This is a genomic window from Pseudomonas sp. AGC41 (assembly GCF_057334555.1).
Genome location: NZ_JBHFJB010000085.1, coordinates 1 through 15,083 on the forward strand (window position 1 = coordinate 1; position 15,083 = coordinate 15,083).

Below are 15,083 nucleotides of genomic sequence, written 5' to 3' on the forward strand. Positions count from 1 at the left end.
GCTCTGGCGTGGCGGCTCGTGTTCACAGCCTGCGTTACCGCCTTCGCGAGCAGGCTCGCTCCCACAGGGGGATGAGCTGGTATGAAACAGACTCAGTCGTCGTTGAACGGTGCTGCCACTTCACTTTCGCCTGGCGCACCGGGTTTCTGCAGGTTGGAGCAATTGGAAGCGTGATTCTGTCCATCGAACCATGCGTCGACAAAGGCAAACACGTCGTCCAGCGAACCATGCAGCACCCCGTCATGCCCCAGGCCTGCATACGTACGCCACGTCACCGGATTGCCAGCGGCACACAACGCCGCCGCGACTGCGTATTGCCGCTCTGGCGTGATGGTCTGATCCGCCTGGCCCGTGGCAATGAACAACGGGAAGGCTATCGACGCCTGGGGCATATCGGTCGTTGGGATGCGCGCAGCGTTCAACGCCTCGGGGGTGATCGTGAACAGCTCGGCAAACGAACCAATCTGCAACGCCTTGGACTTTTGGCCAATATCCCGGGCACAGCCTCGCCGTGCGACGTCCAGAAGCTCAAGGCCCTTGGCCGTCAGGATGTCTTCGATCGGTGGCCCGTCCTCACGCAACGCGCCTGACGCCAGTGCCAGGAACACCGTATTGGACTGGCGCGGCGGCAGCTTGATGGGGCCTTTGGGGAATGTGCTGTTCGGTGCCGTGACCGCCGCGCCCAGAATCGGCAGTTCCGGTGCATAGGTGCCAGCAAGGAGCGCCGCGCCCAGTGCCGCCCCGCCGCCCTGGGATTGCCCGGCCAGGATCACGCGATTGGCGATCAGGCCTGGCTTGAAGGCCTGAGCAGCGCGAATCGAGTCCAGGACCGAGCGTCCTTCAGCCTCCCAGAACGTATAGGGATGAGGTCCCGGCCCGCCCAAGCCTTGATAATCGGTGACCACCACGGCGAAGCCACGCGCGAGCCAGCGATTGATATACGCCGCGTCACGTTCTCGCAAACCCGCCCATGAAGGCGCGCAGGCATCGGCGATGCCTAGCGTGCCGTGAGCCCAGGCCAGCAACGGCCAGCCTCCGGTCGGAGGATTTCCAGCCGGCAGGTACAACGCCCCGCTGACCGGAACGAGACCAGACTGCCAGCGCTGATCGATGGAGCTATAGAGCAGGCGCAACGCCTGTGAGGCGGCAGGCATATCCGGCTGCACCGCCATGGCCGCCCTTCGCAGCAGCGCGCCGGGCCGTGCGGGCATTGCGTCTGGCCAACGATAAAACGACGACAGCTCCATATCTCCCGCAGCAGCACCGACGGGGAGCGTGCCGGCCGTCGCATTTACCGCCATGCCGACAGTAGCGCCCAGACAAATTCGTGCGAAGAATGCGACCCGGAAAATATTCATGGAAAGTTTCCCTGAGCGGAAAGTGCCCTGCGCAAGGCGCGGCCCTGCGCAGCGATGACGTTGCGCGCGACGGGAGCTACCTCATTGAAGCGAATGAACCCGTGGGGCATGTTCGCGAGCACTTGCAGATGGGTGGCCACGCCCGCGCTTTGCAAGCGGCTCGCCAGCTCACGGTTCTCATCCAGCAGCGGATCCAGTTCACCGACCACCAATCGCACCGGCGGCAGACCCGTCAAATCGGCAATGATCGGCTGCACCCGCCAGTCATTCTCGTCATTGGCCAGGTAACTGGCCCAGTAAGCGCGCATGGTCTCGACCGACAAGTTCTGACCGCCGTAGCCGCCAAGCCGTTGCCAGGAATCGGACGTCAGGTCCCGCGAATAGCTGCCGTAGAACAGCAATAACTGCCGCAGCGCATCGATCCCTGCGTCGCGCAGCGCAATCGCAGTCCCCAGGGCGAGATTGGCACCTGCCGAATCGCCGCCCAAGGCATAGCCGCGTACCGGACAGTCGGTGATGGCGCCGAGCTTGATGACCCGGCTGACGATAGCCACCACTTCGTTGAACGCCACCGGAAAGCGCTGTTCCGGCGCCAGCGCATAGTCGATGGAGAGCACCGCCAGGCCACTGTCGCGCACCAACTGGCGCAGCGGCGCGTCCCAGCCAGCGAGCGAACCGTGGCGAAATCCGCCGCCATGGCAGTAGAACATCAAGCCAGGCGTCTCATCGCCTTCCGGCCAATAGAGTTTGCAAGGCACCGTTCGCCCGTCGACGGCAAAGCCCAGGGTGCGCTCGTAGGACAGCGGCACGCTGCGTTGCGCCGCCCAGGCATTGATCCGTTCCAGATGCGCCCGGACGCTGTGCACATCCCCCTGAACGACGGGCAGCAATCCCTGCTCCCGGAGCGCGCCGACCACGGCCGCCAGGTCGGGATGCACCGGCGGGTTTTCGCCGCGACTCATGGCCGGTTATCCGCGCGGCTCTCGCAGCCGACAGCTCGACGTCCGTCCGCGATGACGCAATGGCTGGGCGGGCTGCGCCCTTCCAGGACCGCCACCACGCATTGGGCGGCGATCAGGTTGGTGCGATTGAGCCCTTCCACCGTGGACGCGCCGACATGGGGCGTCACGATCACGTTCGGCAGCTGAATCAGTTGTTCGGTCACCGGCAAGAGCGACGGGTCCGACTCGCTTTCGAAGACGTCCAGCCCCGCCCCTGCGATTCGTTTTTCCCGCAGGGCCCGCAGCAGATCGGCGTCGCGCACCAACCCGCCCCGCGCGGTGTTGATGAGCACCGCGGAACGCTTCATCAGGCTCAGTGCGCGCTCATCGATCAGCCCTTGGGTTTGCGAATTGAGCGGCGCGTGAAGGGTAATGAAGTCGCTTTGCCTGAGCAGCGTATCCAGGTCAACAAAATTACCGTCGGCCGCGGTGTTGCCTGGATGAGGCGTGTAGATCAGCGGCCGGACTTCAAACCCGGACAAGCGCTGCAGGACGCCCCGGCCAATCCGGCCCAATCCGACGATGCCAACTGTCTTGCGGTACAGATCAGCGCCCAGGGGAATCGACCAGTCATTGGCCGACAAGCCCATCTGGCAGCGCTTGAGTTGACGGCAAACGGCGAGCATCAGCGCAACGGTGTGGTCGGCGACGCTGGCATCGTTGCCGCCAGTCGCAATGGTCGCCACCTTCTCCGCGGCCGCCACCGCTGCCGTATCGACCCGTTCGTAGCCGACGCCGCGACGAGCAATGACTTGCAGGCGCGGCAGTGCACCCAGCAGGCTGGACGTGACATTGGCATGCCCGACAATCCAACCGTCGGCGTCCGCCAGTAGGTCGATCAGTTGCCGCTCACTCAGATCGCCATCGGCCTGTCCGGGAGCCAGCTCCGCGACTACCACTTCACAGCCATGGCTGTGTAGAAAGTCGCTGGCCATGGCGTCGAAAAACCGCTGTGTAACCACTATTTTATGGCGATGTTCAAACATCACGGGCCTCTTGATAAAAACGTCCAGCGTTCAAAATGCGTAATCCAGATACACCCTGGCCTCCGAGCCGCTGACCACGTTGTCGGGTTGCGCGGAGATCAGTGCGACAAAGTCCTGGTCGATCCGGTAGTCGATATAAATCAAGCCGACTGAGAGTCCGGCGTATTCCTTTTCATCGAAGCGATAATAGAGACGGTATTCATTTTGCCGCTCGGTCACATCGGTGCGTCGGCCGCTGAATGGATCGGTGGCGTCAAACTGACCTTGCTTGTAAATAGTCATGACTTTGAAACCGTCCAGCGAAGTCCCCAATAAAGAATGTCCGCTCAAGTCATATTCGGCGCCGATTTGCCAAGTTCGCTCGCCATCGTTATTGAAGTCGTTGCCGGAGCGGGTCCAGGCATCCATCTTGCCGTCGACATTGTCCGCATGATCAAAGTAGGCATAACCGAGTTGCCCATTAGTCAACTCGGCTTTGGTCTCGGAAAACGAAACACCCAGGCGAAGTTTGTCGAGCAGCAAACCGAGGTTGATATTCAACCAGCTCGCCTCATCGTCATATGCGGCCTCCCCGGCCTGCCAATCACGCTCCCAGATTCGCCCGGCCTTTTCGAACTCATAATATTGAGTGTCCAGGACAATGCCGGCTTTATCGCCCAGAGGCGCTTTCAATGTAAGTCCGTACCGGGTGTTTTCATTGAAATCCCGGGAAACACCGTGGTCGTAGCCAAGTTCGATGGCCTTCAAATCGTATTTGACGCCATAGGTGTACAGGTCTTTTATTTCTTCGCCTGACTGGCTCAGCAGGTGCTCGAATTCTTCCCTGTCGCGCGGTGAAGTACGATTGATATAGGCCGTTTCGAACCCCAGCGTGCCGGGAAGCGGACCGATGCCCATCTCGGTAAAATTCAGATGCGCCCGGCCTCCCTGATAGGAACCCGGGACAATCCGCGTGTCGAGCGTGACCAATGTCCCCGCGTCGAAGCGCCCGCGCCCCATTTGCGAATCGACGTTCCAGCCATCGCCCTCATAACGCAATTTGAAATAACTCTGCCCGACTTTTGCGAAACCGCCATTGGTGCCATCGCTGTCGTCGAACAAGTCCCGGCCGTTATCTTTCGAATCGATCATCGCCACGCCATACAACGAGGCGTCAAATCCTACCACCCCGGCCCAATAACTGGAGTTATAGTCGAGGATTGCGCCGACCCCGGTGCCGCCCAGTTTGTTGCCGTCCGGGAAACCGCCAAAACGATCTTCGATCAAGTCGTTGGATATTCGGGTGTTGATATAAACCGAGCGCAGATAAGCATTCAACTTCCCTTCATGCTGAAACCGGTCTGGATAACTGATCGTTGCCGAAACAGCCACTTCAGAGAAAAACATTGTCGACAGCAACGTCATCGCGACGGCGTTAATCGATTTCATCGACCACCTCATCTATTATTTTTATTTTGACGTGAGCAGACGCATTTGAGCGTCCTTCAATCTTCAGTGCTGCGCGTTAATGAATCAGATAATCGCCCGGGTAATAACCGCCGTAACAATCAGGACCAGGCTGCTGCCGATCGCCCAGAGCAGGCAATAGCGTTGCATGTCACCCATGTCACGCTTGATGATTCCGCTGATCAGATAAACCGCGGCCACCAACGGGCTTAAGGCGTGAACCGGTTGGCCCAGCACCGAGGCCCGCGCGATGTGCATCGGGTCAATACCGTATTCGGCGCCCGCCGCGCCCAGTACCGGCAAAATGCCGAAGAAAAACGCATCATTGGATAACAGGAAGTTGAGCGGCAAGGCGACGAGCGCGGTAATGACGCTGAAATATTGGCCGTGGTCCTCGGGGATCAATTGCACGATCTTTTCGGACATTCCATCAACCATGCCGGTGCCTGACAAGATCCCGGTAAACGCACCGGACGCGAATATCAGGGCGATGACCATCAGGACACTTTCGGAGTGCGCCGCAACTCTGGCCTTCTGTTCCGCCAGGCGTGGATAGTTGATCAGCAGCGCCAGGGACAGCCCCACCATCATCAACATCGGCAAAGGCGCCAGCCCTGTCGCCATTGCATACATGAGCCCCGCGGTGAGCGCGAGGTTGACCCAGAAAAGCTTCGGCCGATGCGTCTCGGATTGCGTCATAGGCAACACGACGTCCTCCGGCTCGGCGTCCTTGGCAGCGGCCGTCCAGCCTAAGCGACGACGCTCTCTGCGGCCGATCCAGAACGCCACGACAAATGCATAGGCAAGGCCCGCGAACATGGCCGGCACCAACCCCAGGAACAACTCGGCCACATCCAGGTGAAGCGCACTGGCGGCGCGAGCCACCGGCCCTCCCCAGGGAATCAGGTTGACCACAGTATTGGTCAACAACAGCATCAACGCGAGAATCAGCGGGTTCATGCCGAGGCGAAGGTAAAGCGGCAGGAACGCAGTGGTTACAATCAAGACCGTCGTTGCGCCATCGCCATCGAAAGAAATCACCGTGGCCAGCAGCGCAGTGCCCAGGACCACGCGGAGAGGATCGTTGCCCACGTAACGCAGGATCTTTCGTACAGCGGGTTCAAAGAGCCCCGCGTCAAACATGATTGCGAAATACAGGATTGCAAACATCAACATCAGAGCGGTGGGCGCCACTTGCTTGACGCCGTTCATCACCATCGCGCCCAGTTCCGGTCCTGCTCCACTGGCCAGGCCAAACGCGACCGGGACAAGAATGAGTGCCGTCACAGCGGAAAGTCGCTTGCTTATGATCAATGCCATAAACGTGACGACCATTGCGAAACCTAACCAAGCCATGCGTTTCACCTTTTTCGTTTTTATTGTTATCGATCTTCGAAAATCAATGTGAACAACTCTTGCGCAGGCGAAATCTACATAGGGGGTGAAACGCTGTAAATCTTGATTTTTTTTGTCAACATCCCCGCTGTATGAGGCACATTGGACGCGGCTGCTGGAGAAAAAACAAAGTTGCAATCCTGCAGCGATACACATTGACTACATGACCGAACATCCAATAAACATGTACACCTCTCCATCAAGCTGATTGAGCCCGTCATGCCAGAACAAGAAGGCCTTTACCTCTCCGCAGAAGAGGCGGCAGCGATACTCCGGGTCAGCCTGCCGACGCTGTATGCCTACGTCAGTCGCAAAAATATCCGCTCCATCAAGATCGATGGCACGCCCAAACGGCGTTATTGGGCAGAGGACATCCAGCGACTGGTGAAAGTCCCGGCACAAGAGAAACACGTTGCCAAGCGTGCGACGCCCTCGGACAGCGCGATTACCCTGATAACAGACGATGGTCTGTTTTATCGCGGCCACAATGTCGTCGAGCTGGCTGATCGTTCAACCGTCGAAGAAGTCGCCGAGTTGATCTGGCAGGTGCCTTCGGCGTTCGGCACATCGCTGCCTCGCACACCCAAGGACGCTGCCAGGCTGTTGAAGATCTATGAACACACGTCCGCTCAGGAAAAAGCCATCGCGCTGTTCCCCCTGGTGCAGCGAGAAAATCCCAAGGCCTTCGATCTATCTCCTGACAGTTACGCCCGTACCGGCGCCGATGTGGTGCGCTGGTTTGCCGCGTTGGTCGTGGGGGCGACCGAACCGAGCAACCAGCCCTTGCATGAGTTCATCACCCAGGCCTGCGGCGCCCCGCCAGCGCATGCCGATCTGATCCGGCGCCTGCTGATTCTCAGCATCGATCATGAACTGGACCATACCACGCACAGTGTCCGCGTTGCCGCCACCACCGGCGCAACCCCCTACTATGCGGTCATCGCCGCGCTCGCCGCCGCGCGAGGCCACAAGATCGCCTATGGAAGGAATGAAGCCGCCAGCCGGATGATCGAGGAAATCTGTACGGCCGCGGACCCTACTCGGGCGATCCTGCAGCGCTACAGCCAGGACGGACACATTGTCGGGTTCGGACCCAATGTGCACTCGATCAACGACCCGCGGGCCAGCAATCTCATGACCGCGTTGACCACCGCATTTGATGGCGACAGTGAATTCGCGAAGTTGCAGAAAGCCTTTTCAGTGGCCTCGGAACTCGTTGCGTACCCGCCTGAATTCATTCTCTTGGTGAGTTTCATCGGCAGGAAAATGGGACTGCGTGGACAGGAAATTTCATTGGCCGGCGTCGGTCGCTCGATCGGCTGGATAGCCCATGCCAGCGAGCAATACAACCAGCACCACGAGGGCCGGCCTCGTGCTCGTTATACCGGGACGTTGCCAACGGCGACTGACATTGGGCGCCGTTGAGAGCCGCTCCCGGCGCGCCTGCGCAAAGATATTCCCTGTCTATGAGGCCTCTTCGCGAGCAGGCTCCCACAGTAGATATGCGCCATCCAGAATATCCAGGCGCGACACATGACCTGTGGGAGCGAGCCTGCTCGCGAAGCTTCTCAAAGGCCCAGTGCGGCCGGTTTCTGGTCCGTAATGGGTGCGACAGCCATCGCCGCAAACAACGAATCGAACTCGGTCTGCCACTCAAGCCCGGCGACGAACCCAAGCACCTGTTCCTGTGCCGACGCGTCGATATGCGGGATCGCCATGCGCCGGAATTTTCGCTCGAAATCCTGATCGGTCATGGGCGTTTCGACTGTTCCGGGGCCGGTGATCATTTCGCTCACCACAGGCTCGCCGCAGGCCAGCGTTACACTGACACGATTGGCAAGATGCCGCGGAAACAGCGCCGTCAACGCCGGATCTTCAATGACCTTGACCTTGTTCATCAACGCAATTACCGCAGGGTCGGCAATCTTTTCCGCAGAATACGAACCTATGGTGATGTCCCCATCGAGCAAAGCCCGAGCTACGTTATAGGGCAGGCTATGGTCCGCGGTTTCGCGGGTTTTCGGCAACCATTTCTCCGGCGTATCCGCGAGTACGCGACGGTTGAATTCGGACGTTTCGATGGTAATGGCAGCGATGTCGTTCACGTTGTCGATACGCTTGCGCAGATCCAGGGCAGCCCAGACGGCGGTGTGCAGCTCGCCGTTGGTGGGAAATGTCTTGGTCAGTGAGCGTCGTATCGCGTAGTCGCCATTGTCGGGGGTAGCAAAACGATCCGTGTCCAGCTCGAACGGTCCTGAAACCTGCTTGAAGAACCCCATCTCGCCCTCGAAGACCGGCGACGGCCCGGTCATGCCATGGCGCGCCATCTGGGCCGCGAAAACTGCGTTGCGTGCGGCGTTGGCCGCCGAACAGCCCTTCCAGTCGGACAAGGTTCCACTGCGCACCTGACGCATTGCCAGGTGCCCGCTCAAAGCAATATTGATGGCTTGCTCGGTCTGTATGACGTCCAGCTTCATCAGATTGGAAGCCGCCGCTGCCATCGCGACGTTGATGTAATTGACGTGGTCCCAGCCACGCTTGTTCAAGCTTGCCGCGTCCTGCAAGCGCATCTGGATCTCGTAGGCCAGGACGATGGCCGAAATCAGTTCGGCGCCGGTGGCGCTCTCGGCTTGCGCCACGGCGAGGCAGGCCGGGATGTTGTCACTCGGATGGCCCGGCTCCAAGCCCATGTAGCCATCGTTGTAGTCGAGGAAACGAACCATCAGGCCGTTGGCGAAGGCAGCGATTTCCGCTGTCGTTTGCAGGTTCGAGCCGAATACGCCGGCGGTAGTCGCGGGGTTGGCAGCGGCATAACCCAGCGCAGCCTTTACCGGGGCCGCCCCGTAGGCGCCCAGCACGCAGGCCAGGCTGTCGATGAAGCGCTGGCGCACCAAGTGGATGATTTCGTCGGGCAGGCGCTGTTTCCTGAATGCGTGGGCATAGCGTGCAAGCCGCATCGCAACGGTGGAATCCGTCATGATTACCTCGGGTAAATGGATGGGTCAGTCCTCGTCCATGAGGCGAACAGAGCAAGGCGCGAACCGGCCTCAGTCGATGGTCACATCAAGCAGCCGGACGTATTGCTGGCCGGCATGCATGTCGCGCTCGACCATTCCACCCTGGGGTGTTGGGCGGGGAAAGGAGATCTTGACCATTTCCAGGTTCGCCACCGCGATGTGCTTGACCTGCTCGGGATCGGTGCCATAGAGCTTCGCGAATTGCGCCGGAGAAAGCGCCGCGCAATCGGAATAACGCTCGAAATTATCCCGGCCGTTGAAAAAAATATCGAAAGTGATCCAGAACGGCCCCGCTTGCTTGGATCGGACATGCCGACAAACATCACGCAACTTGGTCATTGTGCAAACTCCTTTACGGCCAGCGAGGTGTCCGATAAATCAATCCACTCCAGACGGACCAACTCCATGGGGTCCTCGAGTTGCACCACATGGTTCAACTTGAACTCGAAAATCTGCCCCCGCGGAATATCGGCCGGGGTAAAGGCAAATCCATAGGAAGGCAGTTCCTTACCCATGACACTGGGGTAATGAAAGAAATATGGATTACACGCGTGGGCAATGGTATTGGCCAACTCCTGCGTCGCGGCAGTTGCCACAAACAACATGCCTACTTCCGGCGGCGGTAATGTTCCGGCAGGTGGCGTCACACCCGTGACGCCGTTCCAGCCATACATGCGCAGGGAAATATGAAACTCGCCCAGTTCCGCGGCAGGAATGGATTGGCGGGTCCTTGTATAAAGCGCTTCAAGTAATCGATCATGAAAACCGTCGATATCCTTGAGCACATCGGGGTCTTGGATACCTACCAGCATGATCGTTTGATACAAACCGGCCGCGGCACCTTCCAACTTCATGGTGTACGGCATTTCCTCCCAGCGAGAGCCCTCGACCCGAACAGCGCGGCCGTTCAGATCGGTGTAACGCGCCTCAGCTACATTCAAGATGCCACCGGGCTCGACCAACCGGAACGGGTCGCTGTTTTCATAGAGCATGTGGGCCGAGACGCTGTGTGGTGTACACCGGTTGTCCTGGCTCAAGGGCTCGACTTCAAAGCCGTTCGCATCGACACTCAGCAGGATTCCCGAGCCTAGCGTGGGATTGACGGCACATTGCACGCCGCATTCACCGGTCTTGCCGGCATGCCACGAAGGTCCCCAGGGCGCGCCTTTCCAGATCGGATAACAGGCGATGACCGCGGTATCGGTGGAGCGGCCGGCCAATATGATATCGGCACCGGCCTCAAGTGCAGCGAGAAAGGGCTCCACCCCCAGTGCGGCGACAATATGTTCGCAAGCGTCCACCGTTGCATCGTCCAACGCCGTATGCGGCGGCAAGGGTTTTATACGACCCTCGGCGTTGAAGTTCTTTATCGTGTCCTTGGCCTGTTCGCAATAAATGAGCGCAATCTTTGGCGTCACGCCCAACTCTGCGGCTATTTCCAGGGCGATATCACGGGTCCAGTTCAAATTAAGATCGCCTCCGGCCTGACCGGCGGTACCGACAATAATCGGCACTCCGGATTGCGCCTGGGCTTTCATTAATATCGTCAAGTCACGCTTGACCGCGCCTCGGTTGTTCTTCGATTTACCCAGGGCAAGATAAGCCGCGCCACTGTCCGTTGAGCCTGCGTCCGTGGCAATAACTTGTGCGCCAGCCGCCAATCCGTAGGCTATTTCCTCTTCCCGAACGCCCGCTCCCAAAGAACCACAAGGAACAATGACTTTTATACAATCTGCAAATACCGTTCGCATAAAACCCTCTTCTTTTTTATTTCTTTGTGGCGATGATAAGGCTTGCAACGGTGTTGACAAGTGGACAGATTTTGTCCATATAACCCACCCATGGCTTAACTTCGCTCATGACACTTTCAAGGCGAGTGGGTGATATCAAAACTATTTTCGAAGTGGTCAGCGGGAAAAAGAATCTCGGTCCAAGACGGACCGCAGCGTCACCCAGCGGCTATCGCCAGGCGTGAGGCCTTTTTCACCAAGTGACCAGCGCCCCGTTCAGTCGTTGATGTAGCGTTCGCAACGCGCGGACAGGAAGGCCCTGAGCACCTGGACCGCCGGCGTCAGCGAGGTTCGATGGGCACACACCAGTTGCAGCGGAGCTGGCTGGCCATACTCCGCTGGAAAGATCTCCACCAGCCGACCGCTGCGAAGATCGTCCAGCACATCGAGCTTCGATTTGTAGACGATCCCCTGGCCCGCCACCGCCCAACGCCTGGCAATATCGGCGTCATCGCTGATGCGATCGCCCGCGACCTGAACCGTTTCCAGCCCATGGGCTGTCTGGAAAATCCAGCGCTCGTAGGTTTGCTCACCCATCACGTAACGCAGGCAGTTGTGCCCGCTCAACTCGCCCGGCGTCTTTGGCAGGCCGCGCCGCGCGATGTAGTCGGGTGAGGCGCAGACGGTCCTTCGGTTGGATGGCGCCAGCATCAACGAGACAAGACTCGAATCGGCCAATTGGCCATAACGAATGCTCGCATCGAGATGCTCCCCGAACAGATCGGCAACCTGGTCGCTGACCCGCAACTGCAACAGCACCTTGGGGTGCATTTGCTGGAACTCATCCAGCCACGGCAATAACAGGTTTCGCCCGATGTCGGAGGGCACGGACAAGCGCAAGGTTCCGGCCACCTCGTCACGCCCCTCGGCCAGCGCGTGCTCGCCATCCTCCAGCACCTCCAATGCCCGCCGGGCATGGGCCAGGTAGCGCTCACCATCATCTGACAAACGCAGCCGCCGCGTAGACCGCACGAACAGCCTTACCCCAAGGCTTGCCTCGAGTCGCTGTACCGCGACGCTGGCCAGGGCCGGAGAAATATCCAGCAGGCGCGCTGCCGCGGAAAAGCTCCCGGCGCTGGTGGTTGTCACGAACACCTGCAGATCATCGATTCGAATTATTTTCTTCACGCTGCGCGATTCTTTACCTGGACAGGAACTTTTCAGCGTAATGGGAAAATTGATCATTGCCCAGGGCCGCCAGGCTCCGGCACCAGGCAGCGCGTGACTTTTCCGCTCCGTCAGATCCTGTAATAAATCGCTTCGTATGAAATGCCGGGAACCGTTGTAGGATTTCTACCCCAATTTTTGCCAGGCGCGTATGAACACCCTTCAGGAACCTCCCAGTACCTTTTCCAGAATCTCCCCCGCTCCAGCGCCGCGTATATCGCGGTTGCAGCCCTCTTCCCTCGTCTTGACTGCCCGAGGGAGCGAATAACCCATGGAATGGATCGTCGACCCCACGGCATGGCTCGGCCTGCTGACGCTGATCGTGCTGGAGCTGGTGCTCGGTATCGATAACCTCGTGTTCATCGCCATCCTGGCGGACAAGCTTCCCCCCGCGCAGCGCGACCGTGCCCGAGTCATCGGTCTGTCCCTGGCGTTGTTGATGCGCCTGGGCCTGCTGGCGAGCATTTCCTGGATGGTGACCCTGACCAACCCGCTGTTCGAAGTGTTCGGCAAGACATTCTCGGGCCGCGACCTGATCATGCTGTTCGGTGGTGTGTTCCTGTTGTTCAAGGCAACCATGGAGTTGCATGAGCGACTCGAGGGCCATGTGGCGCAACGTTCCGGTAACGCTGCCTATGCGCTGTTCTGGCCGATCGTTGCGCAGATCGTGGTGCTGGATGCGGTCTTCTCCCTGGATGCGGTGATCACCGCCGTGGGCATGGTCGAACATCTGTCGGTGATGATGATCGCAGTGATCTTCTCCATCGGCCTGATGATGATCGCGAGCAAGCCACTGACAAAGTTCGTCAACGGCCACCCTACCGTCATCATGCTGTGCCTGGGCTTTTTGATGATGATCGGCTTCAGTCTCACGGCCGAGGGCCTGGGCTTCCATATCCCGAAGGGCTATTTGTACGCGGCGATTGGCTTCTCGATCCTGATCGAGCTGTTCAACCAGTTGGCGCGCTCGCGTCGCAAGAAAAGCCTGCAAGGTCTTCGGCCGATGCGCGAGCGTACCGCCCATGCGGTGCTGCGTCTGCTGGGCGGTCAAAAACTGGGGGCCGATGAGGTCGGTGAAGAAATCGCCGACCTGCTGGAAGGCGAAGAACCCGAACAGGTTTTCCATCGGCGCGAACGGGTCATGATCAGCGGCGTGCTGCAATTGGCGGAGCGCCCGATACGCAGCGTGATGACCCCACGTGCGCAAATCGACCACCTTGACCTGGCAAACACGCCGGAAGACATCCGTACGACGCTGATGCACTCGTCGTATTCGCGGTTGCCGTTGATTCGGGATGGACGCGTGGACGAGCCGTTGGGATTCGTCCACAAGAAGGAGCTGCTCAAGGAAATACTGGCGGGCAGTCAACCGAATCTGGAAGCCATGGCGCGCAAAGCCATCAACCTGCTCGACAGCTTCACGATCCTCAACGCGCTGGAGCAAATGCGCAAGGAATCGACCCACATCGCCTTTGTGGTGAACGAATTCGGTGACTTCGTCGGCCTGCTGACGATGACCGATATTCTCGAATCCATTGCGGGCGAATTGCCCGACGCCAGTGAAATCGACGGGCCGAATATTGTTGCGCAAGAAGACGGTTTCCTCGTCAGCGGGGCTCTGAACCTCAGCCAGGTTCGCGAACACATCAACTTCCAGGCGTACGCGACGCAGGACTACCAGACACTTGCCGGACTGGTGATGAGCCTGCTGGATCGCTTGCCGGTGATTGGCGATACCCTTAGCTGGCAGGGCTGGAGCATGACCGTCGTGGAGGTCGAAGAACGCCGGGTGACCAGGGTCTTGCTGCGTGTCGAGGAACAGGCATGAGCTGATCACTGCCGAATGGTGCTGGCGCGCTAGCATATGAAACGTATATCCTCGATATACGAACCATATGGAGCCACACATGGGCATTGTCAACATCGACGACGAACTTCACGACCAGCTACGCAAGGCCACCAAGGTCTCCTGCCGTTCGATCAACGCGCAGGCGGCCTTCTGGATCAAGGTCGGCATGCTGTGCGAGACCAACCCTACCCTCAGTTTCAACGAGATCATCCAGCGCGAACTCAGCGACGCCGGCGTTACCGCGCAACCTCTGGAGGCGAGCTGGCAATGATCAAGCGACCCGAAGAACTGGCGCTGATGGCCGAGTCCGGCCGACTGCTCGCTTTGGTGTTCGAACGGCTGGATCGAACCAATTTGATCGGGCTGTCAACGCTGCAGATCGATGCAATGGTCGAGGACTTCATCGTCCGTGAGCTACACGCGCGCCCGGCCAGCAAGGGACAGTACGGGTACGGCTTCGTGCTTAATTGCTCGATCAACGAAGTGGTTTGCCATGGCGTGCCCTCGCGCTCGCGGGTGCTTCAGGACGGTGACATCGTCAACCTCGACATCACTCTGGAGAAGAACGGCTATATCGCGGACTCGAGCAAGACGTACCTGATCGGCAACGTCGACCCAGCCGCGAGCAAGCTGGTCCAGGTCACCTACGAAGCCATGTGGAAGGGAATCCGGGCCGTCCGCCCGGGCGCGCGCCTGGGCGACATCGGCGCGGCCATCCAAGGCCATGCGACACGCAACGGTTATTCGGTGGTCCGTGAATATTGCGGCCACGGCATCGGCCGGCAAATGCACGAGGAACCCCAGGTGTTGCATTTCGGCAAACCGGGAACGGGCCTGGTCCTGCGCGAGGGCATGGTCTTCACCATCGAACCGATGCTCAACCAGGGCACATCGGACGTCAGGACCGAAGCCGACGGCTGGACCGTGGTGACCCGGGACGGGGCGCTCTCCGCGCAGTTCGAGCATACCGTAGCCGTCACGGCGTCCGGTTTTTCGGTGCTGACGTTGCGCCCTGATGAATCGGACAAGGTCACGGGCACGCTTTGAACGACTGTTTGCTCATCCTGTGGGAGC

At 59.3% G+C, this 15,083-nt stretch carries 13 protein-coding genes; 4 read left to right on the forward strand and 9 right to left on the reverse strand.

Going from position 1 to position 15,083, the window contains the following annotated elements; translation table 11 throughout:
* Window positions 1-92 precede the first annotated feature (92 nt).
* From ACE04F_RS15575 to ACE04F_RS15595, 5 genes are all read right to left on the reverse strand, one after another.
* On the reverse strand, window positions 93-1,154 hold the full coding sequence (locus ACE04F_RS15575; protein WP_486108012.1) for an alpha/beta fold hydrolase: 1,062 nt from the start codon (window positions 1,152-1,154) through the stop codon (window positions 93-95).
* Between the two features lie 200 nt (window positions 1,155-1,354).
* Entirely contained in the window at window positions 1,355-2,320 is a 966-nt protein-coding gene (locus tag ACE04F_RS15580; protein ID WP_486108014.1) for an alpha/beta hydrolase, read from the reverse strand.
* On the reverse strand, window positions 2,317-3,345 hold the full coding sequence (locus tag ACE04F_RS15585) for a phosphoglycerate dehydrogenase (RefSeq protein ID WP_486108016.1): 1,029 nt from the start codon (window positions 3,343-3,345) through the stop codon (window positions 2,317-2,319). Before ACE04F_RS15585 ends, ACE04F_RS15580 begins: the two co-directional genes overlap by 4 nt.
* 30 nt (window positions 3,346-3,375) lie before the next feature.
* The gene (locus ACE04F_RS15590) at window positions 3,376-4,773 is read right to left on the reverse strand and encodes an OprD family outer membrane porin (RefSeq protein WP_486108018.1); all 1,398 of its coding nucleotides are present in this window, start codon (window positions 4,771-4,773) and stop codon (window positions 3,376-3,378) included.
* A gap of 84 nt (window positions 4,774-4,857) precedes the next feature.
* A complete protein-coding gene (locus ACE04F_RS15595) occupies window positions 4,858-6,147 on the reverse strand; it encodes a CitMHS family transporter (RefSeq protein WP_486108020.1) in 1,290 nt (429 codons plus the stop codon).
* A gap of 258 nt (window positions 6,148-6,405) precedes the next feature.
* On the opposite strand from ACE04F_RS15595, the gene ACE04F_RS15600 reads away from it, so the two are divergent.
* The gene (locus tag ACE04F_RS15600; protein ID WP_486108022.1) at window positions 6,406-7,611 is read left to right on the forward strand and encodes a citrate synthase; all 1,206 of its coding nucleotides are present in this window, start codon (window positions 6,406-6,408) and stop codon (window positions 7,609-7,611) included.
* Window positions 7,612-7,754: 143 nt separating this feature from the next.
* On the opposite strand, the gene ACE04F_RS15605 is transcribed toward ACE04F_RS15600, so the two are convergent.
* The 4 genes from ACE04F_RS15605 to ACE04F_RS15620 form a co-directional block, all read right to left on the reverse strand.
* On the reverse strand, window positions 7,755-9,164 hold the full coding sequence (locus ACE04F_RS15605; RefSeq protein ID WP_486108024.1) for an MmgE/PrpD family protein: 1,410 nt from the start codon (window positions 9,162-9,164) through the stop codon (window positions 7,755-7,757).
* A gap of 69 nt (window positions 9,165-9,233) precedes the next feature.
* A complete protein-coding gene (locus tag ACE04F_RS15610; protein WP_486108026.1) occupies window positions 9,234-9,542 on the reverse strand; it encodes a DUF4387 domain-containing protein in 309 nt (102 codons plus the stop codon).
* Window positions 9,539-10,954, reverse strand: a complete 1,416-nt coding sequence (locus ACE04F_RS15615; RefSeq protein ID WP_486108028.1) for an acyclic terpene utilization AtuA family protein — start codon at window positions 10,952-10,954, stop codon at window positions 9,539-9,541. The genes ACE04F_RS15610 and ACE04F_RS15615 overlap by 4 nt, the downstream gene beginning before the upstream one ends.
* 255 nt (window positions 10,955-11,209) lie before the next feature.
* On the reverse strand, window positions 11,210-12,112 hold the full coding sequence (locus tag ACE04F_RS15620) for a LysR family transcriptional regulator (protein WP_486108034.1): 903 nt from the start codon (window positions 12,110-12,112) through the stop codon (window positions 11,210-11,212).
* A 319-nt stretch (window positions 12,113-12,431) separates the two neighbouring features.
* Between ACE04F_RS15620 and ACE04F_RS15625 the strand changes: the two genes are divergently transcribed.
* The 3 genes from ACE04F_RS15625 to map all read left to right on the forward strand — a co-directional run bounded on the left by ACE04F_RS15625 (window position 12,432) and on the right by map (window position 15,056).
* The gene (locus tag ACE04F_RS15625; RefSeq protein WP_486108030.1) at window positions 12,432-13,988 is read left to right on the forward strand and encodes a TerC family protein; all 1,557 of its coding nucleotides are present in this window, start codon (window positions 12,432-12,434) and stop codon (window positions 13,986-13,988) included.
* Between the two features lie 79 nt (window positions 13,989-14,067).
* On the forward strand, window positions 14,068-14,280 hold the full coding sequence (locus ACE04F_RS15630) for a ParD-like family protein (protein ID WP_305495124.1): 213 nt from the start codon (window positions 14,068-14,070) through the stop codon (window positions 14,278-14,280).
* A complete protein-coding gene (gene map / locus ACE04F_RS15635) occupies window positions 14,277-15,056 on the forward strand; it encodes a type I methionyl aminopeptidase (protein ID WP_486108032.1) in 780 nt (259 codons plus the stop codon). Before ACE04F_RS15630 ends, map begins: the two co-directional genes overlap by 4 nt.
* The last annotated feature ends 27 nt before the right edge of the window (window positions 15,057-15,083 follow it).